Genomic DNA, 20,465 nt, shown 5'->3' with positions numbered 1-20,465 from the left:
TCAATGCTTTTGGTTATTTTCACACAGCCAAGCCGTTTTTTGACGGTTTGTCGACTTGTCGTTTGAGCCTTTACAGACCTAGCGCTTGCAGCCTTAATGTTTACAGACCTAACGTTTACAAAATCAGTATCTGTAGAACTAGTACTATCTATAGCTGCTTTGGCACAGAATTACTGTAGTTATTGGTATGCTGCGTCTCGCTCGTCGTTGAACGACTGCTTGTCGCAGCATGCACTTGTGAGGCGCTAACATGATTGCTCGCAGTTACCTTGGTAGTATCTACAAGACCCGTTGATTGCGCCAATAAATCGTGCGCTCTATCGTTGGCTTGATACATTATGCGGCGATTGATACGTACTGCAAGGTTATAAAACACCACAGCTGGAATCGCTACTGCAATACCAAGACCTGTCATAATTAGAGCTTCACCGACTGGCCCTGCAACCTGCCCCAATCCTGCCTGACCACTCATACCGATATTGTGCAAGGCATGGAAAATACCCCATACCGTACCAAACAAGCCGATGAACGGTGCAATCGCTGCCGTCGTACCAAGAATCGGCAGACCGCGCTCACTAGCAAAGCGATAGCGACCGATATGCTTGAGCAAAGTCTGCTCAGTCACCAAGCGGCGAGTGGCAGCATCAGTACCAGCCAAGTCAGACTGTTTGTCTTGTAATTGCTGACTCAAATCATCTGCTACATTGGTCGCCAGCTTACGGCTTTGCAATACGCGGACGATACCTGTCACCCAAGAGAGAATAGATAACGCAAGCAACAAAAAGAACAACGTTTTTGTCACCATGTCGCTGATTTGCCAGTATTGCATAAAGTCCATGTCAGACTCCTTAATGTGTAATGCCATTACATGATACTGAGGTAAATATCATGTTTAGTTTTATAATGAAAAATGATGAATAAATACGTTTTTATAAAGTATGAACCATCAAGGAACAGCGTAACTGATCGGTAAGGTCACATCACCTACCACGGGTACGCCATTCTTAGTAAAGGGTTTGAACTTGCCAGATCGAACTTGACGTCGGGCTTCTTTGTCTAGTAGCGGATTACCTGATGATTGAGCAACTCGCACGTTATCGATGCCGCCTTGTTTGTTGACTCGTAATACTAAGACAACGTTGAGCGTATCACCAGAACGGGCCCTACGTGCGGCGCGCTCAGGAAAACTAAAGTTTGGCGCAGATGCCCAGTTGGCTGAGCTGGCAGTAAAGCTCACAGGCTCATTACTCTGTGCTAAAGCAGCTGCTGCTTCTGCCTCAGCTCTTGCTTGTGCAGCGGCGGCCTCTGCGGCAGCCTTCGCTTGAGCGGCAGCTTTGGCATCGGCGACTCTTTTGGCTTCTTGCTCTGCCCTAGCTTGTGCTTCTTGCTCAGCTTTTCTAGCTTGTCGCTCTGATTCAGCTTGGGCAGCTGCTTGACGTTGTGCTTCGGCTGCTGAGTTATCAACCTTTGGTTTCGGTAGCGGCTCTTTTGGGGCTACTTTTTGACTGGTATCAGGACGAGGCTTTTCTGACGCTATCACAGGCGTCACTTTCGGCTCTGTATTTTTTACAACAGGCTCTTTTGGTTTTACGGGTGTCTCTGTTGGTTGTTTAACCGGCTCTTTAGGCTTAGGTTCAGGTTGCGGCGCTGGCTGAACTTGCACCTCAGGCTGTACTTCTTTTTTGGCTGTGACTGTTTGTTTTTCTACTTCAGTTGAGACCGTTTTTGCCGGTAATGACACAAACTTTATCTCAAGTGGTGACATCTCTTTTTTTGGCTCAGGTTTGAGTTCAGGCGTTTTTATTGCCACTAGTGCAATTGCGACAAGCACATGGAGTCCTAGTACTGCAACAATAGCTAGCAATAACGACTTAAGTGGTGGCGCGTCTAAATCCGTTGAACTCATAAAAGCCTAATGTTTATTACTCAGAGTAGAATGGCGTAGATAATAATGCAAACGATAATTATTATCAATAATAATTTACAATATTTTCGCTATTTAATACATCTCTGACACGTGATGTTGCTTAGTGGTTTTACCTATCACAACGCTCATTTTTATGAACGTTACCTACTTTTATACCTCACTACTATGAACCTTATCTTTTCATCAAATGATACGTAGCGTTTAATATAACAAGTACTGTTAATAAAAACCATTATCATTTATATTGATAATGAGTCTCAACTACTTTATTATAACGGCTGTGTTGTCTACTCATACTATTTTTATAAAAACTATTCGCATAAACAGTTAGTAATTGGTACTTAGTAGACTATTTATTTTATGCTTTTTATCTCAAGCATCTTTCAGACTTAATATTTTTAGCGTTATTCATTTGCAATTATTTTAGACAATTGCTTAAACATTTTTTGATAGACCGAGTTCATTATGCCGACACCTTTATTATCTAGCAGATCTACCGCCTCTTTTTTCAAACGTCCATTACTGACTGCTGCCATGACAGCGTTATTAGCTACGGTAGTGGCAGGATGTAGCTCGCCTGAATCTAATGACTCTGAGCCAGCAGACGCCAAAACCGAAAACCCAACGGCTGATGAATCACAGAACGTTGCTAATAACGACGCTGTATCTGCTGAGAAAATCATGGTCAATACTGTAAAAGGTGATGTTGAGCTGGCTATGAACCCATCGCCACTTGTCGTCTATGACATGACGTTGATGCAAGACTTGGCCGCGCTAGATGTGGCGGTCGATGGTATGCCTGGAGGTCTATTACTAAAGAACCTACACTCAGAGACGCAACCTGATCCAAAATCGGTAGGTACTGTGTTTGAGCCAGATCTTGAAGCGTTGAATGCGATGCAGCCGCAAGCTATTTTGGTCGGTTCACGCATGGCAGAAAAATACGACGAGCTATCAAGTATCGCGCCGACATTGGACATGAGTATTGATACAGCCAATATCTATGAGTCAAGCAAGCAGCGCCTGCATGATTTAGGTGCACTGTTTGGTAAAAGCGATCAAGCCGCAAAGTTACAACAGAACATCGATGGACTCATCACTGAGACCAAGAGTCTAACAAAAGAAAATAAAGGCACTGGCCTAGTCGTCATGGTCAATGGTAATAAAATGTCAGCCTATGGTGAAAAGTCTCGCTATGGTTTTATCCATACTGTGTTAGGTGTACCAATGGCAGATGACAAAATTGCCGATGCGCCTCATGGTCAGCCAATATCGTTTGAATACATCCAAAAAGCCAATCCAGATTGGTTATTTGTCATCGACCGTAGTGCCGCAATTGGTGAAGACGGTATTGGTGCCAAGGCTGTATTAGACAATCCATTGGTTGCCCAGAGCAATGCATGGAGCAAGCAGCAAGTGGTTTATTTGAGCCCAGATTCTTACTTAGCATTTGGCGGTTACTACCAGTGGATGCAGGATCTAACGACGATTAAAGATGCTTTTACTAACGCTAAGTAACGTCGTTGCTTATAAAAAATATTATTGCTCAAGTAGGTAATTATTACCGTTAACCCTGCTCATTTTTAAGCCAGTAGAGATTATGTCGTTATTTTCACACCGTACTCATGCTAGGCTCAAATCCAGTACTGCTACATCAGCGTCAAGTTGGCAGAGCGGTACTGGCAATGCGTTACATCGACGTACTGTCATACCACCGTGGTTCATCAATACAGCAAGCCTCATTCTTATGGGGCTTTTGGTGTTATTGAGCTTATCTATTGGGGTGGCTGACTTTTCGTGGTCAGGTATCTTGAAGAGTCTGCTGACTCAGAGTGCCAATTCCGATAGCTCGCTGCTATTGGTTAGCCGTATACCGCGTACCATCGCCATTATCTTGACTGGTATTGCGATGGCTGTGGCTGGCATGATTATCCAAGTGGTGCTAAAAAACCGCTTTGTAGAGCCATCCATGGTTGGTGCGACTCAAAGTGCTGCACTTGGTTTGCTGGTGGTCAGTCTGCTGTTCCCTGCCAGTGCGCTCATTGTCAAAATGGGCGTGGCAACCATCGCTGCCGTTTTTGGCATGATGCTATTTATGCTGATCATTCATCGCATTCCGCCTACTGATTTCTTGATGATTCCGCTGATTGGCATTGTCTTTGGTGGCATTATTGAAGCCGTCACTACCTTTATCGCCTATCAAACGGAATCATTACAGATGCTCAGTGTTTGGCAGTTTGGGGATTTCTCAGGCGTATTGGCAGGGCGCTATGAGCTATTGTGGCTCACGGGTGGACTGTGTGTGCTGGCTTATATTATTGCCGACAAGCTGACCATCGTCGGTTTGGGTGACAATATCGCCTTGAACTTGGGTATTAGTAAGCGTCAAGTCACTTGGATTGGCGTGGGTATGGTAGCCATGATGAGCGCTGTCGTGGTCGTGACTGTGGGCATGATTCCTTTTATTGGGCTGGTTGTGCCAAACATTGTGAGCCGCCTAATGGGAGATAAGTTGCGTCGCAGCTTGCCAGCAGTTGCCCTACTTGGTGCTTCAGCGGTGTTGCTGTGCGATATTATCGGGCGCTCTATTCGCTATCCATTTGAAGTGCCGGTCGCCACTATTTTTGGTGTGGTTGGTACGGTGCTGTTTTTATGGCTGTTATTACGTGCACCGGCTGAGCAGTAGCACTATGTTCACTAACTGTGTATTAATTTTCAGTACTCACTTACCGTCGTTCATTTTTTGCCTTATTAGATAAGCTTGGCACCATAGGATTTTTGTATGTTCTCATCAACTAAGCTTACTTCCACCAAGACTGATGCTACCAGAACCAGCACAGCGGTAAATAATTCATCTTCAGCAGATGGTCAGTATTCAGCCGCTGCACAAGGTCATTTGGCAAAGCTTTGGGCATGGATAGCTGCCCATCCAAAATCCATAGCAGCTATTATTCTACTTATCTCGATGAACTTGTTTATGACACTCAATGTCAATGGCTATTGGGACTTTGCACTACCATTACGCGGCAAAAAACTGTTGGCACTAATGGTGGTTGGCTATGCGATTGGCGTGTCGACGCTACTGTTTCAGACGTTGACTCACAATCCAATTCTAACGCCCTCCCTACTTGGGTTTGACTCACTCTATGTTCTGTTGCAGAGCTTACTGGTTTTCTTTTTAGGTGCGATTAGCTTTACCAGTCTCGATCCTATTGCCAAGTTCACGCTAGAGATTGTCCTGATGTTTGGGGCATCTTTATTATTGTTTAAGTTATTATTTTCTAAAAGCAGTCAGGATCTGACGCGGCTAATATTGGTGGGCGTTATCTTTGGCGTGTTATTTCGCAGTTTATCAGCACTCATTGCACGGCTGATTAACCCTGATGATTTTGTGGTCGTACAGTCTGCCAGCTACGCGCAGTTCAATACGGTCAACCCTCAGCTACTAGGTATCAGCTTATTTATCTGTGCCATCACCGCGATATTTGTATGGCGCTGGCGTTATCAGTGCGATGTATTGATGCTTGGACAAGCACAAGCCGTCAATCTTGGTATCAACTATCAACGTTTAGCATTTGGTCTATTAACTGTCATCGCTGTACTGGTTGCCACGGCTACTGCACTGGTCGGTCCAGTGACTTTCTTTGGTCTATTGGTTTGCGCATTGACCAATCGTATCGCGCGACATATGTATCACACTGAGCGGCTGATATTGGTCAGCTTGGTCGCTATGATTTGCTTAGTACTGGGTCAGACTATCTTTGAGCAAGTGCTAGATATGGCAGGCGTGTTGTCCGTCGTGATAGAGCTAGCAGGTGGATTGATGTTCTTAGCATTGATATTTATGTCTCAACGTCGTTCTTTATGATTACTTAGCCGACATTGTTTATTTAGCTGATTCTGTTGATAGAGAAAACCCTAAGACTTTTTAAATAAGACTGACTATGATTAAACTGAATAATATCTCTCACCATATTGGCAAACAACAAATCTTGCATGACATTACGTTGTCCCTACCAACGGCGCAGGTGATTGCTTTGATTGGGCCTAATGGTGCTGGAAAGTCTACGTTGTTTTCTGTTATGGCTCGCTTGCAACCGCTGCAATCTGGGCAGGTGAGCTTCGCTGTAGATAATGAGGAACGTGACATTGTCAGCTGTCAGGCGCGCACACTGGCCAAAACTGTCGCTATGCTTGGGCAAGACAATCATGTGCAAGGACGACTGCGCGTACATGAGCTACTGATGTTTGGTCGTTACCCTTATCATCAAGGGCAACCAACCGCAGACGATCAGCAAAAAGTACAGGAAATCCTCGAACGCTTTGAGCTTGAGCCACTTGCCGAGCGTTTCTTGTCAACGCTATCAGGTGGACAGCGTCAACGCGTGCTGATCGCTATGATTGTCTGCCAAGATACACCCTATCTATTGCTCGATGAGCCACTGAACAACCTAGATATGTATCATGCTGGTCGGCTGATGCGTGAGCTACGTCAGCTTAGCCACAATCAGCAAAAAACCGTGGTAATCGTCCTGCATGATATCAACCAAGCGGCACAGTTTGCGGATACTGTGGTTACGATGAAAGCAGGAGAAGTGACGGCTGTTGGTTGCCCTGCTGATGTTATTACTCAAGAGACGATGAAAGATTTATACAACGTCGATGTCACTGTCCTAAGTCATCAGGGTCGTCCAGTGATTGTTGATGCGGTTTAAGTACAGCATCTTGCAAACGAAAAAAGGAATTGTCGATGCATAAAGCTTTATTGAGTAATCGATGGATAAACTATAAAAATCTATCTCTACTAGTTTTAGTAATTAGCTTTTGCTTATTCATTTTTAATGCTTTAAATAAAGAGATATCAAATACCTTTTTTTGGTTAGGAATGACCTTATATGGTCTAAGATTAGTGGTTATTCCTATGGATTTCACTCAAGATATTTCTTCAGTAGATTACACAAAGAACTATGATGAAAATAATAGTTGGCATAGATGGGTCATGATAGGTGAGACGTTTGCTTTCTTCATTTTTACTGTCTCGATAGCATACACAATATTTTTGCAATTAAATTTATAACTAGGGCATGCTTTTGATTCAACAGATAGCTATCTAAATAAAAACATACCCTAGAAATATCACTATATTACCTACCCTTTTGCAACGCCTTCAATCGACTTTGACGCCCTTTCCACCACAGATAGACGCCAGTAACTGACAACATTGTCACAGCCAAACCTACCAGTGCTAAAAATATTTGATACAGTAAGTGGCCAATGCCATGGCCAATATGACCCATATGTAAAGTCATCAACCAATTGTTAGTTTTGCTACCAAATGATGAGTTTTGGTAGCCAAAGTTCACCTGTTCAACGCTACCCGTTTTTGCATTGACCGTGATGGATGATGCACCGCCTTTTTTACCAATGTCCTTATCTGTCTTAAAGCGCAGCTGCCATTGACCCTCATCCTCAATCCAGCGTATGCCTAAAAACTCCCGTACTAGCATACCCTTGCTTTGGGCAGCGATGTTTGCCTGCTTACTTAAATAAGAAATGCTATTGGCTGTGTTGACCACATCAACAGCTTCGACATCGACAACCTCATTGTTTACAGCCTCAACCCTAGTCCCTGTTTCTGCACCAGAAGCCTGTTCTGCTTTTTCTGATGGCTTTCTTGAGTTCTCCTGTCTTTCCTCTCTGCCTTCAAGACCTACGACAGTATGCATCACAGGTTGATAGACCTCTCTTAGGTTAAAACCAACACTCGACCACGCGATGACAAACAGTATGAGCCATAACCACAGCCCAAAGGCATGGTGTAGGTCATAGTTGAGCTTAAAGAGATTGGTTTTGCGGCGGATTTTCCACGCTGGTAACCAACGTTTAAAAAAGGAGGCACGTTTTTTAGGCGAGGTTTGATTCTGTGCTTTTTTCTTGAGCGCTCTAGGAAACGTTAAGTAAAAGCCAATAAAGCAATTAATCGTCCACACGAGCGCAACAATCCCTAGTAGCAATTTTCCAATATCACCCAGTAATAAATCGCGATGTAACCAAAACACTTTCCACATGGTGTTGTGCCATGCCCACTCATCTCTATCACGAGTACCAATGATATCGCCAGTATAAGGGTGGACATAAACTTGTTGAAACGGTGCTTTTGGTTGGTTTTGGGCGGCTTTTCCTCGCGCTCTATCTACCGAAAATACGGCTGACCTCTCTGCTGCTATCGAGGTTGGCATGCTAGAAAAAGCATATTGTGGATACGCACTGATGACCTTATCATGAAGCTCTGCAATAGGCAGATGTGATGCGTTTTGTTTCTCGACCTGAGCCAGTTTATGGTTGAAGATATCATCTAGCTCGTCATGAAATGCCAATAATGTGCCAGTAATACCAGTAATAATTAAAAAAGCTGCCATGGCAAGCCCAGTATAACGGTGAATCCAAAGACAGCTATAGCGAAAATTAAATGACATAAATAAATCTGCTGTTATATTGTGATAGTAAGTTATTGAATTATTAAAAATATTTACGGGGGCATGGGCTTATTTTGAAAATGAGAACCTGCCCTAACAACACAAAAGGTCTAAGCAAATAGCTCAGACCCTTTTCTAACTTAACAAACTCTGCGTCTACCTCCTAAAAATCAACGCTAACGTCGAACACATAAGTACGACCAGGTTCATTGAACGTACGTGCACCTGCGTTCGTAGCGGTACCCTCACGATAAACACCCTCATCAAATAAGTTTTTGATACCAGCACCAACGGTTATACCCTTAGTCAAATCATAGCGAGTGCTCACGTTGGCAATGGCATACGGTTCGCGATCAAGCAACGGGTCACCACTATCTTCTCCAGTCGTCACTGAAATCGTAGGGGCTTCAATCGTGCCGTAGTAGCTCACATCAAAGTCGGCATTCCAGCGAGGCGTAATATCCCAATCCACACCCGTGTTCACAGTGAACTTAGGAATGAGTGATAATGGCTCGCCATTGTCTTTTCGCTCTGAGCGGATGTTACTGGTGATATTGGTAGACCACGAAACATTGTCAGTGACTGGTACTTGTACAAAACCTTCTAAACCTTCGACAATTGCTTCACCTTGATTGTCCCATTGAAAAATAGAACGATTTGTCGCTGTATCTACCGCCACACGATCCGTACCAGCACCAATGCGGTTATCATAGGCATTGTGATAATAAGTCAAGCCTGCATTCAGTCCAGTACCATCATCATAAGTAAAGGTGATCTCTTTATTCCAAGATGTCTCATTTTCTAGGTCAGGGTTCCCTAATACGTGGCAACCTCTTTCATCAAGAGGTACCCAAGATGGACAACCATTGCCACCAGTATAGTAAATATAGTTTGGATCAAGCTGATATAACGATGGGGCTTTAAACGCACGACTGACGCCGCCTTTCACTGACCAATCAGGACTAAAGTGCCAAGTAGTATTGATACTAGGCGACCAATTACTACCAGCCTCGCTATGATAGTCGAAGCGTAGACCTGGAGTCACATACCAGTCAGGTGTGATCTCGTAGTTATCTTCTAGATATACACCAATAAGATAAGCATCTGAAGTTGGATCACGCTGTTCAGGATCGGTCTCTACATCACCAAAATCAAAACCATCTGCAAATGCCAAATCAGATACCACGGGGTTATCTAGCTTTTCGCCGCGAAACTCTGCACCAGCAGTCAAGGTATGACGATCAAAGTAAATATCCCATTCTGATTTGGCATTTAGCGTATCGTAAGTCGCCTCTGTCCACTCAAAATCTTCGCCATCGTCAGGTATGACAATCTGTCCTTCGCCACCACCCGCACTACCTTCACCCAAACGCTCATTAACTGTCCGAGTATACTCAATGAAACTGTTACTACTAGCGTCATCATACTCACCGCGATGTGTGATCGCCGCGCCATAGCGTTGCATTTTGCTCGTTGTTTCACCTTCTAACTCATCTATCAACGTTTCATTCACGGTTTGGAACAATGAATCACCCGCCCAGCGGTTTTCTTGACGGCTATAATTCACTTCAAAACCGACCGTATTCATCGCATCCATCGCGTATTCAAACACTTGGCGCACATCGATATTTTCGACACCTTCAGTACCTGCTGCTACTGAGTCATCTAGCGCTTCTGCTGCATTAATAGAAGGGTCATCAGCTTCACTATCATGATATCCAAGGGTCGTACGAGAGGACAGTTTATCCGTCAATGCACCTGCCATATTGATATTGGTACGCCAGCTACTGCCTTCTAGATCGCTCTCTGGTGCCTCATAGTGACCACTGATAGAAAACTCTGGCTCAGTCGGGCTCTTAGTAATGATATTTACCACGCCGCCCATACTACCAGAGCCATAACGGGCTGCTGCTGGACCACGCAATACTTCGATGCTTTCGATAGCACCTGGTGGTACCCACTGCGAGTCACCACGCGTGTCTTGCTCACTCCCACGACTAGGTCGTGAGGAATTGCGAGAAGTGACAGGACGACCGTCGATTAAGATAAGTGTATTGTTTGGCCCCATACCACGCAAATCAATTTGACGTTGGTTACCACGCTGACCTGACGTCGATGAACCCGACAAATTCACACCTGGCATCTTACGTACAATCTCTGAAATATCATTAGAAACTGATGCTTTTTCGATGGCTTCTTCACTAATAATAGACAGCCCTGCTGCTTGTTCTAGCTCGTCCCTTGCTGCCCGCACCACAATTGTATCCAATGTAGCTGTAGGCACAGCTTCTTGGTCGGTCGCCCCTTGCACAGCTACCTCATCACCCTCGGCAGCAAAAGCGGTACTACTAAGAATAGAAGTCACAGCGATACTTAGTAAAAGCTTACCAGTCACGACGCGTTGAAGTTTTTTTGGAGAAGTGATGACTGAGAAATCAGAGCAACCTGATTGGTTTGACATAAGTAATATTCCTTGAAGCGCACAATTTCGTTAATACCTGTTTATCTCATCGTCAGTGAATGGTTTTAGCCACTTTTTATGCAATGCTTCGGATGCATTCTCGGTGCAAGTACACATAAATAAACGTCTAAAATTGACATACGATTGTCGGATAGACGTGTCCGTAAATATATATGTTATAAAAACATGACTAAAATATCGCCAAGAGGCTTAGCTATTGAGAGTAAACGAATAAGGGTATGTACTGAGTAGGGTTAAAAGTTTGATGACGCTGTAACTGTCATTAGTCAACGAATTAAATATTTAGTTTAAAAAGTCTCTATAAATGGAATAGAGCAAAGAGCCATTAACTGTTCTGTAATGAACGAAACACACTTTAGCAAGATACATATAAGAATGCAAACATTAATGATAATAATTATCATTAATGTTTGCATTCTTATATGTGGTTCAGTTAACGGTTTAATGGATGCTCAATATATTTATAGAAATGCCTGTTAGTTTCAGTTGTATAAGCGCTACACTGTCAAACCTTATCGATATTTCCAATATGATAATTCGGCCAGTTAAAAACATTATGCGTCAGCTTCAGAATTTCGACGTTTGATTACTCTATGCCCGTATTCATTCACAATCATTTCCTGATAATTTGAGATATATAAATGAGCTTCGATGATAGCTCGCTGTTGTTTAGAGTATTGGCGTAGTGCTCGCATAAGATTTAACTCATATACTATTTATACGGTAGCCTCACCTTCTACCAAACGAGCAACTTAACATCTACTCTTAGATAAATCGCACTCTCAAAAATCTCGTAAAAAAAGCCAGCTCCCGTATAAGACAGCTGACTTTATAAGTACGATTAGACTGAAATTCGATAAGCTAGATTAGAACTGATAAGTCAAAGACGTTTTGATATTACGTCCCATTTCAAAATCAGTATAGTCATCATCAATAGAGTTACGTGACGCATGGCTTGCATAAGTCTCATCAAAGATGTTGTATACACCTAGTGTGGCTTTTAAACCTTCAATTTGAGTTGGCGTATAAGTCATAAAGATATCGTGTACGTCATAGCCTGGTTTTTCGTTGTCATCACCAGCGGTATTTGGTGTCACATCGGCCACATAAGTACTGCGCCAGCCAAGCTCAGTAGTATTGGTTGGAGCGTAACCTAAGTTGACCATGTACTTGTCGCCAGACTCAGATCCACTACCACTGACAGAAGAGATATTGTAACCCGTATCTTCGCCTTTGCTACGTGCACGAGCATAGCTTAGCCCCATGTTGAAGTTATCTGCTCGATAGTCGGCCGATAGCTCTACACCTTTGATTTTGAAATCTTCATCATTATTAATGACACCTTGGCAGGCTTCAGGGGCAGCACTTGTACCTAGTTGCCCAGTGGTACAATTCATGCCAGTTCTACTACCACCTGCACGTACAAACTCAATATAGTTTTCGATATTGGTTTCAAAGTACTTAGCACTCAGCTTTAAAGAGTCGTCAGCCATGGTCAAACCACGCAGCGTTGTCGCAATACCGACTTCTGCATTGTCACCTTCTTCTGCTTTTAGTTCATTGTTCACATAGGTATCAACACCGTCGGAATTAAAAATCGTTTGGCTAAGATCTGGACCATTAAATAACTGCGTATAGCTCGCAAATAGTTGAGTACGCGGTGCAATCTCATAGCTAGCAGCCAATGCGCCAACGACATTGTCATAAGTCTTGCCAGCAGATACATACTCTGGAGACTCATAACGGTCATAACGGACGCCTGGCGTTAAGCTAAGCTTACCCATTTGCCATTGGTCTTCTAGATAGACTGAGGTATTGGTTGCTTCATCGGTGCTCGCATTACCAAAGTCACGTGTCATCTCAGATTCTTTTTTGTAATGCTCAACTCCAGCGATGAACTTATGAACCCCTGGTACACCATTGATGATACTGCTATCGATGATACTGGTGTTTTGTACTTTTGCGCCTGTGGTTTGGACTTCTGCATCAAACTCAAACCCAGGTTCGCCATCAGAGTTACGCAAAATCTGCGTGCTGGTCTGATATACATTGGCGTCTACATTGACCAATTGGTTGGCAGGGTTGTAAGCATAGTCAAGCGCATAGGTATCACGTTTGACTTCCTGCGGGATGATTGGGTTCCAGCCACCAGCAGGAAAATCTGGACGTAATGGGAACTTGCCTTTGTTTTCGGTACGGCTAAAGCTAGCACCTACATGATGATCACTACCGACATAAGCACCCGCTTTTAATAGGATGTTTTCGCCTTCGCTGTTTTCCGTTTGGATTTTACGGCCTTTACCGTCTTCACCAGCGTCCGCATTGCGCTTACCATAATAAGCCAGTAAATCAACATTTTCTGTTGGCGCACCATACACAGTAGCTGAGGTTAGCAGTTCATCATTGTTACTAGCATAACCTGTATGCAGCTTAGCACCTACTTTTTGACCTGGCTTGAGTAAATCTGCCGCGTCGACTGTCTCAAAAGCAACCGCACCGCCGATAGCATCATTACCTAGCGTCACCGAGTTATTACCAACAGCGACTTCTGCTTGTTTTAGCAGATCTGGATCAATAGTGACGTCACCCATATGGTAGAACAACGCGCCTTCTTGACGTGCGCCATCAATCGTTACTTTTAGGTTGGTATCATCAAGACCACGTACACGAATACGTTGGTTGACCGATGAGGTACCACCCACGCTTACCCCTGGCACAACGTCCAGAAAATCGCTCAAATGGCTGGCTTGTGCAGCTGGGGTGTAGTCATCTATGTAGACAGAGTCTTCTTGTACAGCGTCACGTACTGAGCTATTTGCTGTTACAGTAATAGTCTGCAATGTCGTGTTTGGTATATCTGCTGCTGTTGCGGCACTGGCAGCTTGTGTCCACAATACAGCTGCGACACCGATAGACAATACTGTCAATTGACTAGATAACTTTACTTCGCGCATAACACATTTACTCACTTTGTTTACTGTCAGAAATTAGAATTTTTAAAAGTTGTCGTCAAATAACTCTTAAAATAGTGCCTACCAGAAGATGGAATGTCTTGAAAACGCTTAAAATCATCGTGCGAATAACATGATTAATGTTAATGATAATAATTAGCGTTTAAATAATGAGAGGCATAATAACTAAGTATTAACAATTTGGCAATAATTAATATTATACATTCTCAATTCTAGTGCTTAGTATGCCAAGGAAACACAGCAACGCTTGGTACCAACTATAAATATGCTATCAAATATGACAATGACTACGAGTTGAATCTGTATAAACAAGGCTTAAAAATCATCACTTCTACAGCAGCCTGCTATTAACTCAACTTATCACTTGTATTTCTTGTACTACTGTACTAGAATACTGAAACAAGATGGTTCTCAGCGAAAAATCGCTCAACAAGCGACCTATCTATTTTCTTTGGCTAAGATGACCTATTATGACTACCGATCCTTATCAGAGCTTAGTGAAACATTTGACCAACTGTACTGATAGCGCAGATATCGAAAAGCTGCTCAGTGCCTTGCTGACCGATAAAGAACAGCATGACATCGCCAATCGTATTCGCATTTTTGACTTGCTAGATCGTGGCATCACCCAACGTGATATCTCTGAGCAGCTAGGCGTTGGTATCGCCACTGTCTCTCGTGGTGCCAAGGCCAAGCAAAGCCATGATGTCAGCGCGTTACTGGCCACTCATAGAGACCGCTCTTAGCCTCTGACGACGATACTATCTAGCTTTTTACTGACGACTCCCACACTTATTAATCAACAATTATTAATCAACACATATTTGAACCATTTCGGACTTTGTTATGACCTCTAGTACTCGCACACAGACCAAGCCTGCTCCTATCGATATCCCGAGCAAACCACAACGTATCAAACTGACGCAAGATATCGATTTTTTTGCATTATTCAAGCGTATCGAAAGCGCGTTTGATACCTGCTATTTACTCGAATCATTGGGCGAAGACAGCCACATCTCGCGCCATCATGCGATCGGCTTTGACCCTGTGACGACTATCGCAGCCTTAGACCGCAACACGCTTGCTATTACCGATAATAAAACCGCTGAGACAAGCCATTATCAAACCGACAACCCTTATCAATTGCTGCGTGACATAACACCGCAGCATGTCATCGCCCGTGACCAAAGCGGCGGTCTGGTCGGGTATTTGGGTTATGACTGCGTGAACTTCTTTGAGCCTAGCCTTAATGCAAAAGCCAGCGAAGACTTTGAACCATTTAAGTTTGGCGTGTATCTAGATGGATTGACCCTAGATAAGATGACTGGGGAAATTTTCTATTTTTATTACCCAACTGCTCAGCAAGAAAACCGCATCGAGCAAATCAAAGCCCTACTCGATGAGCCAACGCCTAGTTATGAAGCGCCTAAAGTTGAGTTTTTAGGTGATGGTATGAGCCAAGAAGAGCATGCCAATGTCGTCATGCAAGTTAAAGAAGACATCATCGCTGGGCGTATCTTTCAGTGCGAGGTAGGCTTTAAGTCTAAGTATCGTATTGCCGGTGACAAGATGCCGATTTATGAAAAGCTGCGTGCCGTCAATCCATCGCCACACATGTATTTTATGAAATTTGCCCAGCAGTGCATCATCGGTGCGTCTCCTGAACTGCTATTTCGCTTGCGCCAAGGTGAAATGGAAACCTATCCGCTCGCAGGGACTGCCAAGCGCGGCGCCGATGTGATCGAAGACCGTAAGCTTGCCCGCGCCTTGCTCAACGATGACAAAGAAATTGCCGAGCACAATATGCTGGTCGATTTGCATCGCAATGATATTGGCCGTGTGGCACGATTTGGTACAGTAAAAGTCCGTAGCCTGATGGATATCAAACGCTTCTCTCACGTGCAGCATATTTCTTCTGAAATCGTTGGTATCTTGCATCCTAACGAAGATATGTTTAGTGCCCTTGCCAGTAACTTCCCTGCTGGGACGCTATCAGGCGCACCTAAAGTAGAAGCCATTAAGGTGATCAATGAGCTAGAGCCAGATGGTCGTGGTGCTTATGGCGGTGCATTAGGATCGTTCAATTTCAATGGTGATTGTATCTTTGCCATTCCTATTCGCAGTCTGTTTATCAATGGCGAGTCTGCTTACGCCCAAACTTGCGGTGGTAACGTTTACGACTCAAACCCAGCTGATGAGTACTTAGAGATTCAGCGTAAACTATCGGCGATGAAAGTCGTATTAGACAGCTTTATGCAATCATAATTGAAGCTAAACGTACTGAATAAATTGACCATATTTTACCTAGCACTATTTTTACAAAAGAGTTTATGACCCATGAATGTTTTAATTATCGATAACTACGACTCGTTTACCTTCAATCTCTACCAATATGTGGGTGAGATTTTGCAAACCTTAGACAGTGACAAAGAAGCCAGCGTCATCGTTAAACGCAATAACGAAATTACTTTAGCAGACGTAGAAGCGATGAATCTTGATAGAATCATCATCTCACCTGGCCCTGGCTCCCCTGATGATCCAGCGTACTTTGGCATCTGTAGCGAGGTCATTGAGAAACTAGGCAAAACTGTACCGCTATTAGGTGTCTGCTTGGGTATGCAAGGCATTGCTCATGTGTTTGGGGGTGACGTGGTACGCGCCAGTGTACCGATGCATGGCAAAGTCTCATCGATTCGCCATGATAACTCAGGTATCTATCAAGGCTTACCACAAGAGCTTGAGATCATGCGCTATCATTCACTGGTGGTAAAAGCCGACACCATCCCAAGCTGTCTGACAATTACCTCGGTAGTCGCTAATGACAGCCGTGCTGAATTGAGCTTTGCTGAGTCAGCATTGACTGGTGATGAGATTATGGGACTGGCGCACAAAGAGTATCCAATTCAAGGCGTACAGTTTCACCCTGAGTCGTTTGCCACTGAAGGCGCTAAGCGATTGCTGAGTAATTTCTTGCTGCAGGTATAAACCTATATGTCCGTCTCCATGTCTAGCTCAAGCCTAAATACTTCCAGCTTACTCAGACATACTGCGTTGCTCTTGAGCTTAATGCTAATGACGTCTGTCAGTTCGGCTGTAGCTCCTGTACAGGCAAACTTTACAATGGGCATGAACATCCAAGGTCAACGTCTTAACCTTTATGAGAGCTGTGCAGAAGGAAGCGTCACTTGCAACAATATGCTGCTAGTCGCTCCTGATTTAGGACGGCTATTGCAGACAACACAAGAACCTAGTAAGTCGCCCTATGCTGTCAAATACTACTCTGCGCAAACCAAGCATAGCTTATGTAAAGATGGCGTGACCCCGTGTCGATTTCAGGGTTATACCTTTGAAGGCGAAGGTTTTGACGGGTTTATAAATACATCAAACCATGAGATATCTATAAGAAGTAAATGGACAGTCGATACCTATAGTGCCACCTACAAAGAAAACGCGACTTATCTACCATTAGCTTCACAAGCTGCTCTGATTGATCAGATATATAACACGTCTGATAAAGCATTGAATGAAAGCTACAGAGTAACGCGAAATGAAGTCAGACGCCTGTACGGTGAAGATATGGCGGCTGATCTTAAAAAAGAGCAGACTCAGTGGATAAAACAGCGCTCAAAAAACTGCGGGGCTGATACGGATCATCTGCCAAGAACCCAAGTGGAAAAAGTGTGCTTTATTCAGCAAAATGCTCTCCGAGAGCAAACATTCTTTTTATGGATTGATTAACAAAGACTATAGAAATAAAAAAAATGGTGCGAACACGAATGTGATATTGGTTAATTATTCGATATTCTTTAGGTTATTTAGCAAACGCTAGCCATTTTTTAGCAATTTGAATAACTATTGATTGAATTTAGCACACGACCTAGTAGTCATTTATTATCTTTTAGTGATAGACTGAAAAGAACAAACAAAAGACAGCCTTTAATCAGGTTGTCTTTTCTTATTTCAGTATTGCTTGGAGAGATTGTATCAATAGCAATCTTACAACATCTTGTGTCACTTAGAGCGTAAGAAGAAAACAGTATGGCAAACATCGACAACGGAATGACGAACCACTCGCACCAATCATGGCTAGGCACCATTCAAATCATCACGGCTGCTATTTGTTGGGGTACGTTGGGTATATTCTCGACCTATCTCAACCAAATTGGGTTTAGTGGTTGGCAAGTAACCATATTACGCATCGTCACGGCAGCCTTTATCATCTTAGCCATGCTACCAACACTGTGGCCACACCTTATCAAATTACAGCCAAAACAGTGGCTTGGACTGGCGATGCAGTCGTTAATAGGTGTCCTTGGTATGTCGGTCTGCTATTTTTTTGCGGTCAGTTACGTTGGCGCTGGCCCTGCCGTTGCGTTGCTCTATACCGCGCCCGTATTTAGCTTATTGTTCTCAAAATTCTTACTGAGTGAGTCCATTACTCGTAAATCAGTGTTGCTAGCACTCATGGCGGTGTTTGGCGTAGGTTTAACGATGTTAGGTGAACAAGCAAAAGTTAACTGGGGCATTTTACTCGGCCTATCAGCGGGAATGTGTTATTCGTTATATGGCGTATTGGGCAAGCGCGCGATGCATTATGCTCACCCTGCCCCTCTGGTATTTTTCACTTCCATTATCATTAGTGCTGGCGTACTACTGCTCTTGCCTGAGACCTATAACACTTATGATCAGCTATTAGATCTGCCCTTGATGACTTGGGGCTATGTTTTAGGATTGTCACTGCTGGGAACTGTCGTGCCATTTGGGCTATATATGAAGGCATTAGAGAAGCTGCCTGCCACTCGTGCATCGGTATTTACGATTTTTGAGCCATTAACTGCGATTGCGCTCGCAATGCTGTTACTGCATCAATCTTTGTCTTGGATTCAATATCTGGGTGTGGCGCTTATTTTGCTGGCGGCTTTGTTAAATGCTGTATTAAATGGTACTGCTACTCGCGTACCTCGCTGGTTAAAGCAACGACAAAAAATATAGTTTACTGTCTATTATTTGAAATACGTCCTATTTATTGCGATAAAAAAAGCCCCAACCATTGCATCATGATTGGGGCCTTTTTGTTTTATTACTTACGCAAAAACAAACGTTTTTACTGCTCAATACGTTGCAAAAATGCCTGCGTACGAGGATGCTTTGAGTCTTCAAACAGCTGCTTGGCACTGCCTTCTTCAACCACATGACCGTCTTCAATCAGTACAACATGATCGGCAACATCGCGGGCAAAGTTGATTTCGTGAGTCACTACGACCATCGTCCAACCTTCAGAGGCGAGCTGTTTCATCGTCTCAAGCACATCCTGTACCAACTCTGGATCAAGCGCAGAGGTTGGCTCATCAAACAGTAATAATGACGGCTCAATAGCAAGCGCACGAGCAATACCAATACGCTGCTGCTGACCACCAGATAGCTGAAACGGATAGAGGTCCGCTTTGTCCGACAATCCAACTTTCTCAAGTAGTACCAATGCCTGCTCACGGGCTTGTGCTTTGCTCTGCCCTTGTACGACCGTAGGCCCAAGCATCAAGTTTTCAATGGCTGTCTTATGTGGAAACAAGTTATAAGACTGAAACACCATACCTGACTTACGCTGTAAGGCTAGTAGCGTTTTTTTGCTTGGCTTAGTCGCAAAGTCGACGCTCAAGCTATCGTCATCAAAAGCAATCACACCTTGATCAGGAATCTCTAGCGCATTTAAGCAACGCAAAAAGGTGGTTTTACCCGATCCTGAAGGTCCTAATATTACGACCACTTTGCCTTTATTAATGGTCAAGTCGATGCCTTTTAGCACCTGATTGCCACCGAAAGCTTTATGAATATTAGTGACTTTGATCATAAAAATTCCTGTTGTGCTAGGGCGTGTCTATTAAGCCATAATTTATTTTACTACGTAGCTTATTTTGCTACATAACGATCTAGTCTAGTTTCAAGCTTGCCTTGGATAAAGGTCAAAAACAGACAGATACCCCAGTAGATAATCGCGGCTTCGGTATAGACCAACATAAACTCATAGTTACGAGCTGTGATAATCTGCGCTTGTTTGAACAGCTCAGTGACCAGTACCAATGAGGCAAGCGAGGTATCTTTTACCAAACTAATGAAGGTATTAGACAATGGCGGAACTGACACTCTAAGCGCCTGCGGTAAAATCACATGGCGAAAAGTTTGTAGATACGTCAAGCCAACCGTTGAGCCTGCTTCCCACTGTCCTTTTGGTATTGACAAAATCGAAGCACGCACTGTCTCCGATGCATAAGCACCGATGTTCAGTGAAAATGCGATAATCGCTGAGGGAAAGGGATCAAGCTTCACCCCGACACTTGGCAGACCATAGAAAATAATAAACAGCTGAACCAGCATCGGTGTACCGCGAATGGCGGACACATAGACACGAGCGAGCCGATAGATGATTTCATGGAACCAAGTGGCACGCGGAATGATACGAATCAATGCCACTGTCAGTGCAATGGCCATACCAATCGCAAATGAGATCAATGCCAGCGGTATCGAATAATAGATACCGCCTTTGAGCATTGGCCAAAACGACGAGATGACAATCTGCGCTCGATCAGGACTCATAAATGGCAATACTGCCA

Annotated in this window: 16 protein-coding genes; 9 read left to right on the top strand and 7 right to left on the bottom strand. The window is 43.7% G+C overall.

The window, feature by feature from the left end:
- Positions 1-148 precede the first annotated feature (148 nt).
- Positions 149-838 carry a MotA/TolQ/ExbB proton channel family protein gene (locus ACI2IW_RS09430; protein WP_404693489.1) on the bottom strand — a complete coding sequence of 230 codons (690 nt, stop codon included), beginning with the start codon at positions 836-838 and terminating at the stop codon, positions 149-151.
- 108 nt (positions 839-946) lie between these two features.
- Entirely contained in the window at positions 947-1,906 is a 960-nt protein-coding gene (locus tag ACI2IW_RS09425; protein WP_404693488.1) for an energy transducer TonB, read from the bottom strand.
- A gap of 486 nt (positions 1,907-2,392) precedes the next feature.
- Between ACI2IW_RS09425 and ACI2IW_RS09420 the strand changes: the two genes are divergently transcribed.
- The 4 genes from ACI2IW_RS09420 (at position 2,393) to ACI2IW_RS09405 (ending at position 6,642) form a co-directional block, all read left to right on the top strand.
- Positions 2,393-3,445: a siderophore ABC transporter substrate-binding protein gene (locus ACI2IW_RS09420; protein ID WP_404693487.1), complete on the top strand. Its 1,053-nt coding sequence runs from the start codon at positions 2,393-2,395 to the stop codon at positions 3,443-3,445.
- A gap of 82 nt (positions 3,446-3,527) precedes the next feature.
- Positions 3,528-4,613 (top strand): ABC transporter permease, encoded by a 1,086-nt coding sequence (locus tag ACI2IW_RS09415; protein WP_404693486.1) that lies wholly within the window; start codon positions 3,528-3,530, stop codon positions 4,611-4,613.
- Between the two features lie 96 nt (positions 4,614-4,709).
- Positions 4,710-5,795 carry an iron chelate uptake ABC transporter family permease subunit gene (locus tag ACI2IW_RS09410; RefSeq protein ID WP_404693485.1) on the top strand — a complete coding sequence of 362 codons (1,086 nt, stop codon included), beginning with the start codon at positions 4,710-4,712 and terminating at the stop codon, positions 5,793-5,795.
- A 76-nt stretch (positions 5,796-5,871) separates the two neighbouring features.
- On the top strand, positions 5,872-6,642 hold the full coding sequence (locus tag ACI2IW_RS09405; RefSeq protein ID WP_404693484.1) for an ABC transporter ATP-binding protein: 771 nt from the start codon (positions 5,872-5,874) through the stop codon (positions 6,640-6,642).
- Between the two features lie 429 nt (positions 6,643-7,071).
- Here the strand turns inward: ACI2IW_RS09405 and ACI2IW_RS09400 are convergent, their stop codons facing one another.
- The 3 genes from ACI2IW_RS09400 to ACI2IW_RS09390 all read right to left on the bottom strand — a co-directional run bounded on the left by ACI2IW_RS09400 (position 7,072) and on the right by ACI2IW_RS09390 (position 13,839).
- Positions 7,072-8,346, bottom strand: coding sequence for a PepSY-associated TM helix domain-containing protein (locus ACI2IW_RS09400; protein ID WP_404693483.1), 1,275 nt, complete (start codon positions 8,344-8,346; stop codon positions 7,072-7,074).
- Positions 8,347-8,566: 220 nt separating this feature from the next.
- Positions 8,567-10,864 (bottom strand): FepA family TonB-dependent siderophore receptor, encoded by a 2,298-nt coding sequence (locus ACI2IW_RS09395; protein WP_404693482.1) that lies wholly within the window; start codon positions 10,862-10,864, stop codon positions 8,567-8,569.
- Between the two features lie 887 nt (positions 10,865-11,751).
- Positions 11,752-13,839 (bottom strand): TonB-dependent receptor domain-containing protein, encoded by a 2,088-nt coding sequence (locus ACI2IW_RS09390; protein ID WP_404693481.1) that lies wholly within the window; start codon positions 13,837-13,839, stop codon positions 11,752-11,754.
- A 488-nt stretch (positions 13,840-14,327) separates the two neighbouring features.
- Here ACI2IW_RS09390 and ACI2IW_RS09385 point away from each other — a divergent pair, with 488 nt between their 5' ends.
- From ACI2IW_RS09385 to ACI2IW_RS09365, 5 genes are all read left to right on the top strand, one after another.
- Positions 14,328-14,603: a Trp family transcriptional regulator gene (locus ACI2IW_RS09385; RefSeq protein WP_057761242.1), complete on the top strand. Its 276-nt coding sequence runs from the start codon at positions 14,328-14,330 to the stop codon at positions 14,601-14,603.
- 100 nt (positions 14,604-14,703) lie between these two features.
- Positions 14,704-16,122 (top strand): anthranilate synthase component I family protein, encoded by a 1,419-nt coding sequence (locus ACI2IW_RS09380; RefSeq protein WP_404693480.1) that lies wholly within the window; start codon positions 14,704-14,706, stop codon positions 16,120-16,122.
- Between the two features lie 72 nt (positions 16,123-16,194).
- Complete coding sequence (locus ACI2IW_RS09375) at positions 16,195-16,842, top strand: anthranilate synthase component II (RefSeq protein WP_404693479.1); 648 nt, start codon at positions 16,195-16,197, stop codon at positions 16,840-16,842.
- 6 nt (positions 16,843-16,848) lie between these two features.
- Entirely contained in the window at positions 16,849-17,595 is a 747-nt protein-coding gene (locus tag ACI2IW_RS09370) for a lysozyme inhibitor LprI family protein (protein WP_404693478.1), read from the top strand.
- A gap of 300 nt (positions 17,596-17,895) precedes the next feature.
- Entirely contained in the window at positions 17,896-18,849 is a 954-nt protein-coding gene (locus ACI2IW_RS09365) for a DMT family transporter (protein ID WP_404693477.1), read from the top strand.
- Between the two features lie 112 nt (positions 18,850-18,961).
- On the opposite strand, the gene ACI2IW_RS09360 is transcribed toward ACI2IW_RS09365, so the two are convergent.
- A complete protein-coding gene (locus tag ACI2IW_RS09360; RefSeq protein ID WP_057761251.1) occupies positions 18,962-19,705 on the bottom strand; it encodes an amino acid ABC transporter ATP-binding protein in 744 nt (247 codons plus the stop codon).
- 59 nt (positions 19,706-19,764) lie between these two features.
- Entirely contained in the window at positions 19,765-20,448 is a 684-nt protein-coding gene (locus tag ACI2IW_RS09355; protein ID WP_179797881.1) for an amino acid ABC transporter permease, read from the bottom strand.
- Positions 20,449-20,465 lie beyond the last annotated feature (17 nt).

Source organism: Psychrobacter sp. NPDC078501 (assembly GCF_044900935.1).
Classification (GTDB): domain Bacteria; phylum Pseudomonadota; class Gammaproteobacteria; order Pseudomonadales; family Moraxellaceae; genus Psychrobacter.
Note: the sequence above shows the minus strand (reverse complement) of the source record. Positions and strands in the feature narration are given on the sequence as shown.

Excerpts from the sequence above, each read along its gene's own strand:
- ACI2IW_RS09430 (WP_404693489.1), bottom strand. The coding sequence starts at position 838 with ATGGACTTTATGCAATACTGGCAAATCAGCGACATGGTGACAAAAACG.
- ACI2IW_RS09425 (WP_404693488.1), bottom strand. The coding sequence starts at position 1,906 with ATGAGTTCAACGGATTTAGACGCGCCACCACTTAAGTCGTTATTGCTA.
- ACI2IW_RS09420 (WP_404693487.1), top strand. The coding sequence starts at position 2,393 with ATGCCGACACCTTTATTATCTAGCAGATCTACCGCCTCTTTTTTCAAA.
- ACI2IW_RS09415 (WP_404693486.1), top strand. The coding sequence starts at position 3,528 with ATGTCGTTATTTTCACACCGTACTCATGCTAGGCTCAAATCCAGTACT.
- ACI2IW_RS09410 (WP_404693485.1), top strand. The coding sequence starts at position 4,710 with ATGTTCTCATCAACTAAGCTTACTTCCACCAAGACTGATGCTACCAGA.
- ACI2IW_RS09405 (WP_404693484.1), top strand. The coding sequence starts at position 5,872 with ATGATTAAACTGAATAATATCTCTCACCATATTGGCAAACAACAAATC.
- ACI2IW_RS09400 (WP_404693483.1), bottom strand. The coding sequence starts at position 8,346 with ATGGCAGCTTTTTTAATTATTACTGGTATTACTGGCACATTATTGGCA.
- ACI2IW_RS09395 (WP_404693482.1), bottom strand. The coding sequence starts at position 10,864 with ATGTCAAACCAATCAGGTTGCTCTGATTTCTCAGTCATCACTTCTCCA.
- ACI2IW_RS09390 (WP_404693481.1), bottom strand. The coding sequence starts at position 13,839 with ATGCGCGAAGTAAAGTTATCTAGTCAATTGACAGTATTGTCTATCGGT.
- ACI2IW_RS09385 (WP_057761242.1), top strand. The coding sequence starts at position 14,328 with ATGACTACCGATCCTTATCAGAGCTTAGTGAAACATTTGACCAACTGT.
- ACI2IW_RS09380 (WP_404693480.1), top strand. The coding sequence starts at position 14,704 with ATGACCTCTAGTACTCGCACACAGACCAAGCCTGCTCCTATCGATATC.
- ACI2IW_RS09375 (WP_404693479.1), top strand. The coding sequence starts at position 16,195 with ATGAATGTTTTAATTATCGATAACTACGACTCGTTTACCTTCAATCTC.
- ACI2IW_RS09370 (WP_404693478.1), top strand. The coding sequence starts at position 16,849 with ATGTCCGTCTCCATGTCTAGCTCAAGCCTAAATACTTCCAGCTTACTC.
- ACI2IW_RS09365 (WP_404693477.1), top strand. The coding sequence starts at position 17,896 with ATGGCAAACATCGACAACGGAATGACGAACCACTCGCACCAATCATGG.
- ACI2IW_RS09360 (WP_057761251.1), bottom strand. The coding sequence starts at position 19,705 with ATGATCAAAGTCACTAATATTCATAAAGCTTTCGGTGGCAATCAGGTG.
- ACI2IW_RS09355 (WP_179797881.1), bottom strand. The coding sequence starts at position 20,448 with ATGAGTCCTGATCGAGCGCAGATTGTCATCTCGTCGTTTTGGCCAATG.